General features: G+C 40.6%; 16 protein-coding genes. 3 read left to right on the top strand and 13 right to left on the bottom strand.

Features of this window, described 5'->3' with window-relative positions; translation table 11 throughout:
- Positions 1-191: 191 nt before the first annotated feature.
- The 5 genes from C8D97_RS01510 to prfB form a co-directional block, all read right to left on the bottom strand.
- Entirely contained in the window at positions 192-1,355 is a 1,164-nt protein-coding gene (locus C8D97_RS01510) for a hypothetical protein (protein ID WP_109761570.1), read from the bottom strand.
- A gap of 276 nt (positions 1,356-1,631) precedes the next feature.
- Entirely contained in the window at positions 1,632-2,309 is a 678-nt protein-coding gene (locus C8D97_RS01505; RefSeq protein ID WP_109761569.1) for a CPBP family intramembrane glutamic endopeptidase, read from the bottom strand.
- A gap of 82 nt (positions 2,310-2,391) precedes the next feature.
- Positions 2,392-2,796 (bottom strand): hypothetical protein, encoded by a 405-nt coding sequence (locus C8D97_RS01500; RefSeq protein WP_109761568.1) that lies wholly within the window; start codon positions 2,794-2,796, stop codon positions 2,392-2,394.
- A 77-nt stretch (positions 2,797-2,873) separates the two neighbouring features.
- Positions 2,874-4,412 carry a lysine--tRNA ligase gene (gene lysS, locus C8D97_RS01495; RefSeq protein ID WP_109761567.1) on the bottom strand — a complete coding sequence of 513 codons (1,539 nt, stop codon included), beginning with the start codon at positions 4,410-4,412 and terminating at the stop codon, positions 2,874-2,876.
- 25 nt (positions 4,413-4,437) lie between these two features.
- Positions 4,438-5,536, bottom strand: a protein-coding gene (gene prfB, locus C8D97_RS01490; RefSeq protein WP_109761566.1) for a peptide chain release factor 2 whose coding sequence is annotated in 2 segments (ribosomal slippage) — positions 4,438-5,460 and positions 5,462-5,536 — 1,098 coding nt in all. Because the reading frame shifts where the segments join, the coding sequence is not laid out codon by codon here.
- A 102-nt stretch (positions 5,537-5,638) separates the two neighbouring features.
- Between prfB and C8D97_RS01485 the strand changes: the two genes are divergently transcribed.
- Together C8D97_RS01485 and C8D97_RS01480 are read left to right on the top strand one after the other, a co-directional pair.
- The gene (locus tag C8D97_RS01485; protein ID WP_109761565.1) at positions 5,639-6,118 is read left to right on the top strand and encodes a hypothetical protein; all 480 of its coding nucleotides are present in this window, start codon (positions 5,639-5,641) and stop codon (positions 6,116-6,118) included.
- Positions 6,119-6,532: 414 nt separating this feature from the next.
- Complete coding sequence (locus C8D97_RS01480; protein ID WP_109761564.1) at positions 6,533-6,901, top strand: hypothetical protein; 369 nt, start codon at positions 6,533-6,535, stop codon at positions 6,899-6,901.
- Positions 6,902-7,026: 125 nt separating this feature from the next.
- On the opposite strand, the gene recJ is transcribed toward C8D97_RS01480, so the two are convergent.
- Both recJ and C8D97_RS01470 read right to left on the bottom strand, forming a co-directional pair.
- Positions 7,027-8,781 (bottom strand): single-stranded-DNA-specific exonuclease RecJ, encoded by a 1,755-nt coding sequence (recJ, locus tag C8D97_RS01475; protein WP_109761563.1) that lies wholly within the window; start codon positions 8,779-8,781, stop codon positions 7,027-7,029.
- Between the two features lie 81 nt (positions 8,782-8,862).
- Positions 8,863-9,714: a hypothetical protein gene (locus C8D97_RS01470; RefSeq protein WP_146196056.1), complete on the bottom strand. Its 852-nt coding sequence runs from the start codon at positions 9,712-9,714 to the stop codon at positions 8,863-8,865.
- A 77-nt stretch (positions 9,715-9,791) separates the two neighbouring features.
- Here C8D97_RS01470 and C8D97_RS01465 point away from each other — a divergent pair, with 77 nt between their 5' ends.
- Positions 9,792-10,157 carry an Mth938-like domain-containing protein gene (locus tag C8D97_RS01465; RefSeq protein ID WP_109761561.1) on the top strand — a complete coding sequence of 122 codons (366 nt, stop codon included), beginning with the start codon at positions 9,792-9,794 and terminating at the stop codon, positions 10,155-10,157.
- Positions 10,158-10,246: 89 nt separating this feature from the next.
- Here the strand turns inward: C8D97_RS01465 and C8D97_RS01460 are convergent, their stop codons facing one another.
- The 6 genes from C8D97_RS01460 to trmD all read right to left on the bottom strand — a co-directional run bounded on the left by C8D97_RS01460 (position 10,247) and on the right by trmD (position 14,642).
- Positions 10,247-11,086 (bottom strand): thioredoxin fold domain-containing protein, encoded by an 840-nt coding sequence (locus tag C8D97_RS01460; RefSeq protein ID WP_109761560.1) that lies wholly within the window; start codon positions 11,084-11,086, stop codon positions 10,247-10,249.
- A gap of 174 nt (positions 11,087-11,260) precedes the next feature.
- Complete coding sequence (gene xerD / locus C8D97_RS01455; protein WP_109761559.1) at positions 11,261-12,142, bottom strand: site-specific tyrosine recombinase XerD; 882 nt, start codon at positions 12,140-12,142, stop codon at positions 11,261-11,263.
- A gap of 98 nt (positions 12,143-12,240) precedes the next feature.
- Entirely contained in the window at positions 12,241-12,756 is a 516-nt protein-coding gene (locus C8D97_RS01450; RefSeq protein ID WP_109761558.1) for a hypothetical protein, read from the bottom strand.
- Between the two features lie 90 nt (positions 12,757-12,846).
- A complete protein-coding gene (locus tag C8D97_RS01445) occupies positions 12,847-13,422 on the bottom strand; it encodes a hypothetical protein (protein ID WP_109761557.1) in 576 nt (191 codons plus the stop codon).
- 72 nt (positions 13,423-13,494) lie between these two features.
- Positions 13,495-13,848 carry a 50S ribosomal protein L19 gene (gene rplS / locus C8D97_RS01440; protein ID WP_109761556.1) on the bottom strand — a complete coding sequence of 118 codons (354 nt, stop codon included), beginning with the start codon at positions 13,846-13,848 and terminating at the stop codon, positions 13,495-13,497.
- A gap of 38 nt (positions 13,849-13,886) precedes the next feature.
- On the bottom strand, positions 13,887-14,642 hold the full coding sequence (trmD, locus tag C8D97_RS01435; protein ID WP_245411377.1) for a tRNA (guanosine(37)-N1)-methyltransferase TrmD: 756 nt from the start codon (positions 14,640-14,642) through the stop codon (positions 13,887-13,889).
- Positions 14,643-14,660 lie beyond the last annotated feature (18 nt).

The raw sequence follows: 14,660 nt of genomic DNA, 5'->3' as shown, positions 1-14,660 counted from the left end.
TCTAATTTAATCTCTTTAGTCAACATCTTACTTAGGCTTACTTTTGGTAACCATTTTAGATACTCCTCTAGTGACATAGTCGCTTATTTTTAGTACCCGTTTTCCTGGAGAAGTCACAGGGTGCCACTGTGTATTCGGCTTGAATAAGCGCAACCAATTAGCTGTGCTTTTTGAAAAAAAACGAAAGACGACTAATTTGATTCCTCTACCAAATCAACAGTAATTAACTCTCTGCTATGTGGATTAGATAAGCTAATTTTTCCATTTTTATAGTAGATATAATCATTACTCAAAGGGCTTTTCATCGCCGTTATTTTACTTAAACATGTATCAACTTTATTGCTACAATTATTAAAATTTAGCTTAGCTTTTATTAAAAAGGTCCGAGTAGCCGTTTCTAAAAAGTCAACTTCAAGAGCAATAAATTTTGGGCTTGCAACTTTGAGTAACACATAACCAGCCCAATTATTCCAGTTTCTAAGTAAAGAAACCTCATCGTTAACAGAGTCGCCTAAGTTTTCAGGCCACTGTTCCGCAGCTTGATTAAGTGTTTTTTGTAGTCTAAACGGCATTTTTGATTCTGAACTTTTGATTCGAGTGTTCAATGCTTCTGTTAATGATTGCTCAAGCGTATAAAGTTGAGCCCACCTATGAAAATCGAATGCTGTATCAGGTGTAAAGGTAATCAATAGTGAATTAGTAAGTTTACTTACGCTTTCACTTCTAAAGATATTCAAGTTACTCTCTAATCCTTTTAATAAGTATCTAACTTCCACTAAATTTTGAACTGACAACCTCAAGCTGTTTGTTTTGCTAGCAAGGCTCATCCCAAGCCTGATCCTATCAATATACTCACTGTCACTTATCTCCCCTGTTTGAAGTTGATGAACACTCCACATTGCATATCCTATACTAAATTCATTGTATCGAACCAATTCAAAGCCACGTGGTATAAACACATCACCTCCTTCTTCAATGTAGATCGAAGGTGATATCTTAGGAGAAGGGTTGGTTAGCTTGATTTTCAAGTAATTTTTTAATTCTTGTTCGCACCTATCGATCGTCTCCACAACCGCTTGACTTTTGCTGATGTAGCTCGCATATGCCTCTTCAAACGAATAGTCAAAGTCGTAGAAGCAAGACTTCTTCATATCAACAATATAGTTACTACTCACCGCCACGGAGTCTACTAATGTTGAGTATTTTTCCACGTCCACTTTGGAGTAATATGAAAAAGATGCATGGACCTTAAAATCTAACCATTCTGACTCTGAAACATCTGGTGCTGTTACAAATCTTGCAAAGCGCTCTGAAGGCTCTTCATCTTGAAAGAAAAAATAAACTAACATTGTCATTAACAAACATATTAAAGAAAGTATATATTTAATCATATTTATTTTTTATTAAAGCCCAGATTGATATTAATTAAGTTCTATTAAAACATAGGGGGGGGGTGGTTTATTCCTTTATATTAAGCAATTAATATGCAAGTTACATAATGACAATAACTTAAAACTTAATATTGTGCCATTTGTTTAACGAATTTTTTACAGTTACAACTGAATTATTGTGAAGAAATAGTTTAATTATTTCTTGCTCGTTTATGCAGCATAACTTAGGCTCAATAAATACTACCCAATCCTATCAAGCACCAAAAACAATACCGTCAAATTAAAACTGCTGTGCAAAGCGATAACCGCCCATAAATTATTACTGTACAGCCTAATTGCACCTAAACTTAATCCAAACATAAACAACAATGAAAGCTCGCTCCATTGGTATTGCCCATGTATGAATACCCAAAGCATGCTTGAAATACCGATTGAAAGCCAATTAGGTACTCCGTTCTGAATTAAAAATGACTGCGTATATCCTCTAAATAAACACTCTTCAAATATTGGTGCAGCAACAACCACTGCCAAAAGCAGTAATATCGTTTGATAAAAAGAGCGATTATTTGAAACGAGCTGTGCAACATAAGAACCACTGCCCGTTTCCTTTAAAACTACTATAGTGAAACTGACAACAATAGCTAAGCCAATACCAATGAGCAAATACACCAGCCAGTGACGAGCTCGCAGTGAATTAAATCCCATTACGCTTTTGTAATGATTTTGATTGTGAGTTTGGGCTAGAGATCGTCCGTAATGCTTCAAATGCAACAATAATAACAGTAGCGCAGCAATGGCAGAAAAAATAATTTGTAACGAGAACAGAATGCCTCGTGGCGATTCCATTAATTGATTTAACTCAAAAGAGTAAGGGCTTGATTGAATTAAACTGATTAGCCATGCAATTAATGGAACCATTAACGAATAAGTCAGGCTCCAGATTGCAATAATAAGTATTGTCCAGCCGATAACCGACAGAGCTGGCTGGACTTGGATTTTATTACTGATGACTCTCAACCGGCAACCCAAAAGCGGTACGCCCTTTGTCCGAACGCAAGTAACCGCGTACACCTATCAGATAAAAAATTACCAACAACTCCAGTAAAAAAAATAATACTCCGGTCAAGGTTAAGAGAGTATCAATCGACAACATTATTCGCATTCCCTGAAGCAGCGCAAGGGTATAAAGAAGAACCAGCGTGAATCCATACAAGCTTTTTATTTTTGCCAATATGATCAGTTGCAACATAGCAAAGCCACCCAGTGAAACCACATCTATCCATAAATAATAGGATGAAGACTTAATAACGTCTGTGTCTTGTGCCCATGCAAGCACATAAGGATGGAACAATAACAGTGCCCAGGTCAGAATAAGTACCCAGTTTACTTTTGCGATGAACTTCATGATTTTACTCTTACCATTGCAGTCTCAAAAACTTCCGTTCTAAAAAATTAGCGCAGTATTCCTGCGCTAATCATTATCTACTGGCCTTGAGGGCGCATATGAGGAAATAAAATAACATCTTTAATGGTTGGTGAGTCGGTAAACAACATAACCAATCGATCAATACCTATGCCCTCTCCCGCTGTTGGCGGCAAGCCAAACTCCAACGCTCGGATATAATCGTCATCGTAATGCATGGCTTCATCGTCGCCAGATTCTTTTTCTTCAACCTGTTTACGAAAACGAGCCGCTTGATCTTCGGCGTCGTTCAGCTCGGAGAAACCATTTGCCAGTTCACGTCCACCAACAAAAAACTCAAATCGGTCGGTGACAAACGGATTGTTATCGTTACGTCTGGCCAAGGGCGACACTTCCCATGGGTATTCTGTAATAAAAGTAGGTTGAATTAACTGATGCTCTGCAGTTTCTTCAAAAATTTCTGTAATGTATTTACCGGCGCCCCATACATTTTTTTCTGGAACCGTTACACCAACCTGTTTCGCATAAGCCTTTAACTGCTCGATATTTTGTTCGGGTTGTTTGAAAACATCCGCTTCAAATGTTGGGTTATATTTTAATACCGCATCCACCATAGAGAGACGATCGAAGGGTTGGCCAAAGTCATAATTCACTTCGTCTACAACCTCACCCTGATCATTTTTGGTGGTATTTCGAACCACCGTGGTACCTAAAATATCATTAGCCAGAGTGCGCAACATATCTTCGGTTAAGTTCATTAAATCCTTGTAATCCGCGTAGGCCTGATAAAATTCCAGCATGGTAAACTCAGGATTATGCCGTGTGGATAAGCCTTCATTTCTAAAATTCCGGTTAATTTCAAATACACGCTCAAAACCACCTACAACCAGACGCTTCAGGTAAAGTTCTGGCGCAATGCGCAAAAACATTTCGATGTCCATTGCATTATGGTGCGTTACAAACGGTTTGGCAGTTGCACCACCGGGGATCACTTGCAGCATTGGCGTTTCAACTTCCATAAAGTCGCGTTCCGCCAAATAGCGACGAATGCCATCAACCACTTTGCTTCGCACTAGAAAATCTTGACGCGTTTTATCACTGGTGATGAGATCTACGTAGCGCTGACGATATTTCAGCTCTTGATCTTTAAGACCCGCATGCTTGTCAGGTAATGGACGCAATGATTTGGTCAATAAATAATACTCATCCATTCCGACAAAAAGATCACCTTTACCAGAACGCTTCAGAGTGCCTTTCACACCAATGATGTCACCAATGTCTAACTCTCCCCAACGCTGTTTTATGTCTTTTTGAACCTCTTTACCAGAATACACCTGAATTTGGCCCTTCATATCCTGCAACACATAAAAAGGCCCACGCTTGGCCATAACCCGACCTGCAACACTGACCTGTTTTTCCAACTCGGCTAATGCTTCTTTAGATTGCTGTTCAAATTCTTGCTGCAAATCACCTGCGTAATGTTCTCTACGAAAATGATTAGGATGAGCATTGGAAGGACAAGATTGACGAATATGCTCAAGCTTGCCGCGACGCTCAGCGATTAATTTATTTTCATCGTGTTGAATAGGATCAGTCATAGTAAGTCTCGGTATTTAAATTCAATTACAACCCAGCTTTTAAGCTGGCTTCAATAAATGGGTCCAGATCGCCGTCTAACACTGCCTGGGTATTTCGGTTCTCAACGGCCGTTCGAAGATCTTTAATGCGAGCGTCGTCTAATACATAGGAGCGAATTTGACTGCCCCAACCGATATCGGATTTTGTATCTTCCAGCGCCTGCTTTTCCTCATTTTGCTTCATCAACTCAAGCTCATGCAGCTTGGCTTTCAACAGTTTCATCGCCTGATCTTTATTCTTATGCTGCGAACGATCGTTTTGGCATTGAACAACCGTGTTGGTTGGCAAGTGCGTCAATCGCACCGCAGAATCGGTTTTATTAACGTGCTGCCCACCCGCGCCACTGGCACGGTAGGTATCTATACGCAAATCCGCAGGATTAATATCAATCTCAATGTCATCGTCCACTTCAGGATAAACAAACGCAGAAGCAAACGAGGTATGTCGGCGGTTGCCCGAATCAAACGGAGACTTTCTTACCAGTCGGTGAACGCCGGTTTCAGTTCGCAACCAGCCGTAAGCGTATTCGCCAGAAAAGCGGATGGTGCCACTTTTAATACCAGCCACATCACCATCAGAAACTTCTATAAGTTCGGTTTTAAACCCTTTGGCTTCACCCCAGCGCAGATACATACGCAGTAACATATTTGCCCAATCCTGCGCTTCAGTGCCTCCTGAGCCTGCCTGTATATCCAGATAACAATCCGCTTCGTCATTAGGGCCAGAAAACATGCGTCTGAACTCCAGCTTCTCCAACTGCTTTTCAAGATCAGCCAGTTCAGACTCCACTTCCGTAACGCTTTCGGTATCGTCTTCTTCAAGCGCCAATTGCAATAACTCTTCGCTGTCACTCAGCCCCTGAGCGAGGTTTTCAAAGGTATTGACGATGAGTTCAAGAGAAGCTCGCTCTTTACCTAATGCCTGAGCAACTTCAGGTTGATTCCAGATGTCCGGATCTTCAAGCTCTCGCTCAACTTCGATTAATCGTTCGTGCTTCGTTTCGAAGTCAAAGATACCCCCTGAGCTCAATATTTCGAGCTTCCAGATCTTTGATTTTCTCTTTTATAGCATTGACTTCTAACATAATAATGATAACCGGTTACTTTAATTGGTGGCGAAAAGGCGCTATTGTACAAAAACAGCCCGAAATTAGACAGGGGCAGTACAGCATAAGGAGTGTAAATAAGTGAAATTTCATCGTTTTTTTCTATTCTCCGGCCTGTTTACCCTTTTAATGGCCTGCACAAGCTTTACCAAAACAGAAGTTGACCAGCAATTGTCTCAACTCAACCAGTTATCACTGAAACAGATGATAAATCTGTTAGGCGTGCCATCAAAACAATATGAACTCGACGAGCAGCTTTATGTGGAGTGGCACAAGGTCAATGCTTCAAATAGTGATACCCGGGTATCCATAGGTTCATCCACGGGTGGCAGAAACTGGTTTGGTGGGCTGGGCTTTTCATTCCCGTTCAATAGCGAAGAGGAAGTGTGCATCATTAGGGCAACGACTGATGACAACAAGGAAAGTATCAGTAACCTCGACTGGCGTGGAAACAAAGACTACTGCGGTGAGCTTCTTACTGAAATAGCGCCAGAAAACAAAGAGCCAATATCTGCAAACAATAATGCTTCAACTGAAAATAAACAGACATCCGTCAAATAGAGCGGATACATGTTATATACTTAACAGCGCTTCCATTATTTAAAAAAAAGCAAGCTTTAAATAAGCATGTCTAAAAAAACATGCCTTCTTCTATGAACTCACTGGCAGCTTACCTCCCAACTTCTTTTTGTTAAGTCAGATAAGCTCTATCCTTGACTGTTTTTAAAACTTAATAATGACCAATAAAAAGTCATCTAAGTTACAAAAGATGTCATTCCCTGAATATTCCTATATTTGTTTACAGCTATTGAAGGAAACTTGCCCTTATTAAGCCGATACTGTGATTATCCGAATTGCTTTCACAAGATTTATTTAGTCACGATGAATTTCCTGAAAAAGTTCGGTTAACTTTTTATTCGCTAGATATTTTCAACAATTAAAAAGTTGTCGCTGTTAATAAATTAGGAGTCTGTTATGAAAAAGTTTGCTGCCATTCTATTAGTCGGTTCTTCGGCTGCCGTTTTTGCTGCCGATACCGTGGAGTACAGTATTGAAGAATACTGTGCACTTAAAGCTACAGAAAAAGGATCGATTATCCAGAAGAATTATGTAAAAGCCTACCAAGAAAAACTTGGCTTTAGACCAACACCTGAGCAGTGTTTAGAAATAAAACAGTTAAAACTCATTGCTTTTAAGCCATTCAAAAAAGAGTGGAATTACTTCCAAAATAAGCCCTATAAAGGTTCCGCAATAAGGCTGAGTCCAAACCAAGTAAAAATGCTAAGAGCAGCAAAGGTAAAGTCATCAGAGCTAATGCGTGTTTATACACAAGTGGATCAGTAAAATATAAAGTTAGTTAACTCCATACTCAATTGGTTGTCCATAAACCTTGAGAGTATGGATTTACTCTAATGGTAGTAACATTTAATCTGAACTTCGTCATGCAAGTGAGGTTATTAAAAACATAGCTACTTAAAAGCACTCAACTGCACAACAATCAATTGAAGCGATGTATTCCCTCTAAACTCATTGACACTCAATTTATAAACAAGCTCCACATGATTTAAAGTTTCTGATAGACATTGTTCTGGAGCAAAGAAATAAATGGCATCCACTATTAAATCTTGATGCCTATTTTGAACGACTAGCTTCAAGTGTTTATCGGCCAATATACGCTGCTGCACAACTTCAAACTCACCGTGAAAAATAGGTTCAGGAAACCCTTGCCCCCAAGGACCTGACTGCTTTAATAGTTCAGCGGTTTGCAAACTGCATTCACTTTTATCTAGCTCTCCATCGGTTATCAGAGAATCATCGATAATCTCTTTTCCTAACCAATGATTGACCTCTTCATCAAATTTCTTTTGAAACTCCGATAACTGCTGTTTTTTAATGGATAAACCGGCAGCCATTGCATGACCACCAAACTTTTGCAGCAACTCTGGATATTTAGACGCGACATTAGCTAGAACATCTCTCATATGAACGCCTGGAACACTGCGCCCTGAGCCTTTTACAGTCAGCTCATCTTCTGGCGCGAATGCAATAACCGGTCGATTCAGTTTTTCTTTAATGCGCGAAGCAACCAGACCAACCACACCCTGATGCCAGTCATCTCTGAACAGACACACTGAATTTGGACGATGTTGCTCCAAGTCTCCAATTTGGTCAGCTAATCCTTTTAAAGCATCCTCTACCATATGAGACTCTATTTCACGGCGGTACTGATTAAGGCTGTCCAATTCAAAAACCATAGACTGAGCTTGCTGTTCAGACTTAGCCAATAAACACTCAATGCCAACCGACATATCTTCTAATCTGCCCGCTGCATTTAAACGAGGCCCTACAGCAAAACCCAAGTCACTGGCTTCCACTTTTGATAATGTTCGTTTAGCAACTTCAAGCAATAATTTAATGGCCGGACGACACTTTCCCGCCCTAATTCGCTTTAACCCCTGCGCCACCAATATTCGATTATTCACATCAAGCGGAACCACGTCTGCAACCGTACCTAACGCAACAAGATCCAGCCATTCTGCCAGATTAGGCTCTGTTATATTCATACGATTAAAATAATCTTTTGCACGAAGCTCTGCTCGAAGCGCTATTAAAATATAAAACGCAACACCAACGCCTGCTAATGCTTTGCTAGGAAATTGATCGCCTCTCAAATTAGGATTAACAATCACCGCTGCTTCTGGCAGTGTTTCTGCGGGTAAATGATGATCGGTAATTAATACTTTGATCCCAAGCTCATTAGCGACACGGACACCGGCATGATTCGATATGCCATTATCGACCGTTATGATCCAGTCAGGCTTATCTTTTGATACTTCCCGAACAATTTTTTCTGACAATCCATAACCATATTCAAATCGATTGGGCACCACATAAGATAAGTGCTTCAACCCCATCGCCGGTAAAGCTTCCATTAACAGAGCGGTACTGGTAGCCCCGTCAGCATCAAAGTCACCGACAATAATGACCTTAGCATGGGTATTAATCATCTCTACCAGTGCAGCAACTGCAGCATCAATATTAGAGAGCAGTTTATAATTCGCCAATTGACTTAAATCATACTGAAGCTCAGCTTTGCTTTGCACACCTCTACTTTGATAAATACGATTAAGCAAAGGAGAGTCAGCTAATGCATTTCCTGCATTAGCTTCCAGTTTAGACGTGTTTGCCGCTTCTGTGCGCGATATAATTTTTTTAATAATCATTATTCATATGTTATCGATTGGATATTCTTGGGTTGATGTTGAATCAAACAGTTAGTTAAGTAAAAGAGCTCAGCTTTACTGCTAACTTGATGCAGATAAAACGTTTCCTATCTTTCTTTTAAGCCAGCTACTCGTTTTAAGTTTCCAGGTATTATGCTCATCGTATATCAGATGATTTCGGTTATTAAATTGCTGATGCCTCACAATACTCAGCTGTTGATCCAACCAGCTATCCAGCTGCTCAAAATCCTGTTGCAAATAAAGCATAATACCTTTTTTTTCTTCATCCAGCCTGAGCCAAGCAGGAACGTCACTTAACCATATACCGTTACAATTTTTTTCAAATAGGTCGACCGAAGCTGTTGGTTTAGCTAATAGTTTTGTATTGTGTTCAGTCAACAACATCTGCACTTCGTTTAATAGACCAAACCAGTGCATGTGCTCCTTATTACGGCTAATGACATGAAACATATTGGTACCCAGCACATTCACTATACTGTGCCAGGATTGCGGTAGTGCGATTGTTGATGATAGAAAAATATCATCCCTTTGAATAAAAAATACAATATCAGTGCAACCAAAGTGACGATTAAGCAAGTCAACGAATTGTTCTCGCTGTTCACACGTCAGTTGAACTTGTCGAGCAATTTTCACCCCAGCCTGATCCGGAATCAAACACACCGGATTACACCAAATTAATGCACGCTTCTTGTCCCCGGAATAATTAACCTTCATTGTTGTCTCTGAGTTTACTGTACTTGAAAAATTATCAACATCAGATACTCTTGAAGCATTAGGAACATCAAGGTTTCTTTCAGGAATTTTTGCTGGTTCAGATACTTGCTTACAATACCGCTGAATATAACGCTGCCATTGACGTGCTGATTCAGTCTCAACGGATAGTAAGTCTCTTAACCTGGGAATATACGTCATGGATTTCAATGCGCCGTTTAATTAGGTACTATAATAAATGAGTTTTCCTACATTCCACAAACAATCAGACTTTTAACATGCAAATTCAACTGGACAATGGCCAACAAAACATTCAAATCATTGATTATTGTGATGATCATGTTGTCATCAATAATGAATCTTATCGATTGCCCTTGCTCTTAACACGAGACGAAATAGTTTCGTCAAATTTTCCCGAGTCACCATCTTTGCTAACGAAAGACCACTTACTATATCTATTTAATCTTGAGCCTGAAGTTATTTTACTTGGCACAGGGACTAAGTCACAATTTTTACCGACCGAACTGGATTCATTCTGCCATCAGCACAACCAAGTTATTGATTGTATGGCAACTGACGCGGCTTGTCGTACGTTTATGCTATTAGCATCAGAGCAGCGAAGAGTTATTGCACTACTCTTTTAACATATAAGCCCACTCCCAAGATCAAAAGCCATCGATAAAAATAAAGCGGCCAATGCCGCTTTATTCGAAAATTTAATGTAAAAAGTAATTTAGCCGTTTTTCTGCTTCAAATGTTTAAGCAGTTTTTCCGGCTCAAGAAAACCACTAATAAGCTCACCATCCGATAAAATTAATGCTGGCGTTCCGGTCAGCCCGAGCTGGCGGGTCATAGTGTATTGATCAGCAACAGGGTTATCACAATCTTTAGGATCAAACTTGGAATGTAACTTAGCATCATCCATCGCTGACTGACGATCACTCGAACACCAGACAGAGACCAGTTTATTGTAAGCACCGGAGCCGACACCAGCACGTGGAAATGCCAGATAACGTATTGTTATGCCGTTTTCCAGATAGCCGGCCATGTTTTGGTGCAATCGGCGGCAATAAGCACAATCAACATCGGTAAACACATTCACCACATATTCTTCTTTGGGCGATTGAAACACCACCATATCCTGTTCTTTCACGCCTTCTATCAGTTCTGCGCGCATTGGTGCTTTTTCCATATCAAGACGTCGCAGGCTATTTTGAGTCAAATTAACCAGCTCGCCACTGGAAAGACTGAGTAGGGGTCCAGGAAACAAAAAGTCGAGCTTTTCACTGATATAAATAATCTGTCCTTGAGCGATTACTTCGTAATAACCCGGCATCGGGCTCACCGCGATTTTATCAATAGGAATTGGTCCAAGCTTTTGATGGATTGTTTCTGTGATTTTTTGCTTAATGCCAGGCTCTGCTTCAATACTGGAAACATTTTCAGCTTCAGAAACCGGTGCCGAAGCTTGCTTTGCATCGTCCTGTTGCTGGCCAGTAGCACCGTTGCAACCAAGTACCAGTGTCACCAGGGCTGCTAAAGAAAAGGTTTTGCTGTAAATACTGTATTTCATAAAATCTCACATAAAATTAATGGGTTACATTGGTAACTTGTACACTCAAGACTCTTTATACCCTTTAAACGTTACAATTGAGTATACCATTGCTACGGATCACTAAAAATCCATCCGCCGCACACTTTTGTGCCATTTTGTGAAAAAAGCCGATAAACGGCAAATAATCACTCACTAACCCCGTGGATGATGGGTCTGATGCAATTGTTTTAAACGTTCTTTTGCAACATAGGTGTAAATTTGTGTGGTGGACAAGTCTGAATGCCCCAAAAGCATCTGCAGAGTTCTAAGATCAGCCCCGTGATTTAACAGATGTGTTGCAAAGGCATGTCGTAATGTATGAGGTGACAGGTGCTTTTTAATACCCGCCTGTTTGGCGTAAAATTTGATTCGATGCCAAAACGTCTGACGTGTCATCTGCTTCGCCCGTGTACTTAAGAAAACCACATCGCATGTCTTACCCGACAACAACTCTGGCCTTGATTGCGATAAATAATACTCAATGGCTAACAGCGCATCTTCGCCAATAGGAACCAGCCTTTCTTTATTGCCTTTTCCTATAATCCTTAAAACGCCCTGTCGTAAGCCCATTTGACTCATTTCCAGACTGATAAGCTCGGTGACTCGAAGTCCACTGGAGTACAGCAGCTCTATCATTGCTTTGTCCCGCGCGCCAATGGCGGTTTCAATTTCTGGCGCCTGGATCAAGCGTAATGTTTCCTGCTCGGTTAAGGAATGAGGTAACGATTTTCCTAACTTGGGAGAAGTAATGTTTAACGATGGATCCTGCGACATAAGATTCTGCTGGACACAAAAACCATAGAAACGGCGGATGGTTGATAAAAAACGTGCCGTAGAACGCGCTGATAGTTGCGACTGATAACGCCAGGAAAGATAAGCCTGTAATGTCGATGATTCTGCGCTCAGTAAGTCAAACTCACTATTAGTGAGCCACTCACTGTATTTTTTTAAGTCGGTTCGATAACTGCTCAGCGTATTATCGCTCAGCCCTTGCTCGACCCATAAAAACTCAATAAATTGTTCGACGGTATCCATTTAACGATCTCAAATACATTCACAGCTATTCTACAAATCTACCTAAAGTTGTAACAGTAAAATAAACAAATAACCTGTATTTAGGAAATATAATTCTGTTACCGGAAATAGATACTGAAGGCAACCATACTCACTAGCTCATCTTTGAGATACGACTGATCGAATTCATAACGACGTGCTTTTGCGGTAAATTGTAAGTTATCGCCAATATTCAGTTGAATACCCGCTTCTGGATAAATTGAAAATACGCTGTCATGATCGCAATAACGACGCTCATAACGATCACAATAACTGATTTGTCCTGAGTAAATACCCAGCCCGATATAAGGGGTAACCAATGATTTACCCGGATGAATCAATAATCCGGCTTGTGTGCCGTGTACCACTACGCGATCGGAATAAATATGATAGCCATTATCTTGAGCCACATTTAATCGGCCATAGCCACCATAAATCGACATATAACGGCTTGCTCGACCCACGTAATTTAGCTCAAACACCGACATTTCCGTATCGGTATGATCAGTATCACCACCAATAGAAATGCCGGAATAGTTATCTGCATATACAGCAGATGAGAGGAACAAACTCAGGTAAATCAGTCGATATCGCATAAGGCTCTCCTTTAATCAAACTCAGAGTACCTTAATTTCGATGAACCAGGACTGAACTAAATCATGTTATCTTTCGCGATTAAAGATGCTCTAGTCGATGTCAGATACGGGAAAACTGATGACTGGTGTTGAAACATCATCGGTTCTCACACGTGCTTTAATTTTGCCCTTTTTTACCACCTGATTCGACGAACGATGTTTAACGTAATACATCATTTCCGAAATACCATGAAACATATCAATAGCCAATAAATCGATGCGGGTGCTTTGTGAAGTATCGGTAGCATTAATAAATGGGATCGATAAGCCAAATACATCCGAGTCCGTTGCAAGGCTGGTAAAAAACACATGCAGTTCAACGTCAGCAACCGAGATATCGTCCACTATGGTCAAATTAAATCGACGCAAAAGATCGAGCCTCAGCATTTGATCCGCATAATTAACCACAGGACCATCAACAACAAAATGGCTCTTAACAAACACTTTATCCTGAGAAAATGCAGAAAAGTCCTGTTCGGGTAACTCAGCGATCATTTGCTCGATGCTGTAAGTAATAAGACGCTGCTCGGTAGAAGAGCCCAGCTTATGGCTCACCTGTCTGGTTGTGCAACCATTTAGGATAATAGTGAGCACTAATGACAACGTAACAACAGCAAATATTCTCATGTCAGTTCCTTGTTACTTTTATCAAGACATTAAAAAAGGCGCCATTGGCGCCTTTTAAAGAAACACTAGATTTTATTTATTATCAAGTTTTTCTTTGATTCGAGCTGATTTACCAGAACGCTCACGTAAGTAGTAAAGCTTGGCTTTATTCACTTCACCACGACGCTTAACTTCAATGCTGTCAACCAGAGGGCTGTAAGTTTGAAATGCACGCTCAACACCAACACCGGAAGAAATCTTACGAACGGTGAATGATGAGTTTAAACCACGGTTACGTTTAGCAATTACAACGCCTTCAAAAGCCTGTAAACGCTCACGCTCTCCGTCTTTTACTTTAACTTGAACAACGACAGTGTCACCTGCACCGAAAACAGGAATTTCTTTACCTGCTTGTTCTTTTTCCAGTTCAGCGATGATCTTACTCATGGCCCACTCCTGATTTACATGTTTAAAAAATTCAAAAACTATTTCTGTTTTAGCTCAGCTTTAAATTCATCAAGTAACTTTTTTAATTCATCACTTAATTCTAATTGAGCCAATAAGTCTGGACGTTTCAACCATGTCCGCCCAACAGACTGCTTTAACCGCCAGCGTTTTATTGCCACATGGTTACCGCTCAATAAAACCTCTGGCACACTCTTACCCGATAATACTTCTGGTCGAGTGTAATGTGGGCAGTCCAACAAACCGTCCACAAATGAATCTTCTACTGCTGAGTCCTGATGACCCAGTGCGCCTGGCACCAAACGTATTAATGTGTCCATTAATGCCATTGATGCCAATTCGCCGCCACTTAAAACAAAATCGCCCAGAGAAACCTCTTCGTCGATTTGTGTTTCAATCAACCGTTCATCGATACCTTCGTATCGCCCCGATACCAACACAAGATTTTTCTTTGCCAGTAACCGTTGCGCCAACTGTTGATTAAGCGGTGCTCCCTGAGGCGACATATAAACCACATGGGCTTTCGCATCAGAGCTGTTTTCAATACTTTGTTTGGCTGTTGTGATTGCTTTTGCCAGAGGCTCAACCATCATCAACATACCTGGACCACCACCGTATGGGCGATCATCCACTGTTCGGTGTTTATCATCGGTAAAATCCCGAGGATTCACCGTGCCCACCTCAACCAGACCATCATTTATCGCCCGGCGAGTGACACCATAATCAGTAATGGCGCGAAACATTTCAGGAAACAATGTCACACAGGAAAACCGCAAACTTGCCGTTTTCGTTGA

This window comes from Pleionea mediterranea, assembly GCF_003148745.1.
In the GTDB taxonomy this organism is placed as follows: Bacteria; Pseudomonadota; Gammaproteobacteria; order Enterobacterales; family Kangiellaceae; genus Pleionea; species Pleionea mediterranea.
This window is presented reverse-complemented; position numbering and strand designations above follow the sequence as displayed.

What these genes read in the sequence shown, in the direction of transcription:
- C8D97_RS01510 (WP_109761570.1), bottom strand. Translation starts at nt 1,355, where the DNA reads ATGACAATGTTAGTTTATTTTTTCTTTCAAGATGAAGAGCCTTCAGAG.
- C8D97_RS01505 (WP_109761569.1), bottom strand. Translation starts at nt 2,309, where the DNA reads ATGGTTCCATTAATTGCATGGCTAATCAGTTTAATTCAATCAAGCCCT.
- C8D97_RS01500 (WP_109761568.1), bottom strand. Translation starts at nt 2,796, where the DNA reads ATGAAGTTCATCGCAAAAGTAAACTGGGTACTTATTCTGACCTGGGCA.
- lysS (WP_109761567.1), bottom strand. Translation starts at nt 4,412, where the DNA reads ATGACTGATCCTATTCAACACGATGAAAATAAATTAATCGCTGAGCGT.
- C8D97_RS01480 (WP_109761564.1), top strand. Translation starts at nt 6,533, where the DNA reads ATGAAAAAGTTTGCTGCCATTCTATTAGTCGGTTCTTCGGCTGCCGTT.
- recJ (WP_109761563.1), bottom strand. Translation starts at nt 8,781, where the DNA reads ATGATTATTAAAAAAATTATATCGCGCACAGAAGCGGCAAACACGTCT.
- C8D97_RS01470 (WP_146196056.1), bottom strand. Translation starts at nt 9,714, where the DNA reads ATGACGTATATTCCCAGGTTAAGAGACTTACTATCCGTTGAGACTGAA.
- C8D97_RS01465 (WP_109761561.1), top strand. Translation starts at nt 9,792, where the DNA reads ATGCAAATTCAACTGGACAATGGCCAACAAAACATTCAAATCATTGAT.
- C8D97_RS01460 (WP_109761560.1), bottom strand. Translation starts at nt 11,086, where the DNA reads ATGAAATACAGTATTTACAGCAAAACCTTTTCTTTAGCAGCCCTGGTG.
- xerD (WP_109761559.1), bottom strand. Translation starts at nt 12,142, where the DNA reads ATGGATACCGTCGAACAATTTATTGAGTTTTTATGGGTCGAGCAAGGG.
- C8D97_RS01450 (WP_109761558.1), bottom strand. Translation starts at nt 12,756, where the DNA reads ATGCGATATCGACTGATTTACCTGAGTTTGTTCCTCTCATCTGCTGTA.
- C8D97_RS01445 (WP_109761557.1), bottom strand. Translation starts at nt 13,422, where the DNA reads ATGAGAATATTTGCTGTTGTTACGTTGTCATTAGTGCTCACTATTATC.
- rplS (WP_109761556.1), bottom strand. Translation starts at nt 13,848, where the DNA reads ATGAGTAAGATCATCGCTGAACTGGAAAAAGAACAAGCAGGTAAAGAA.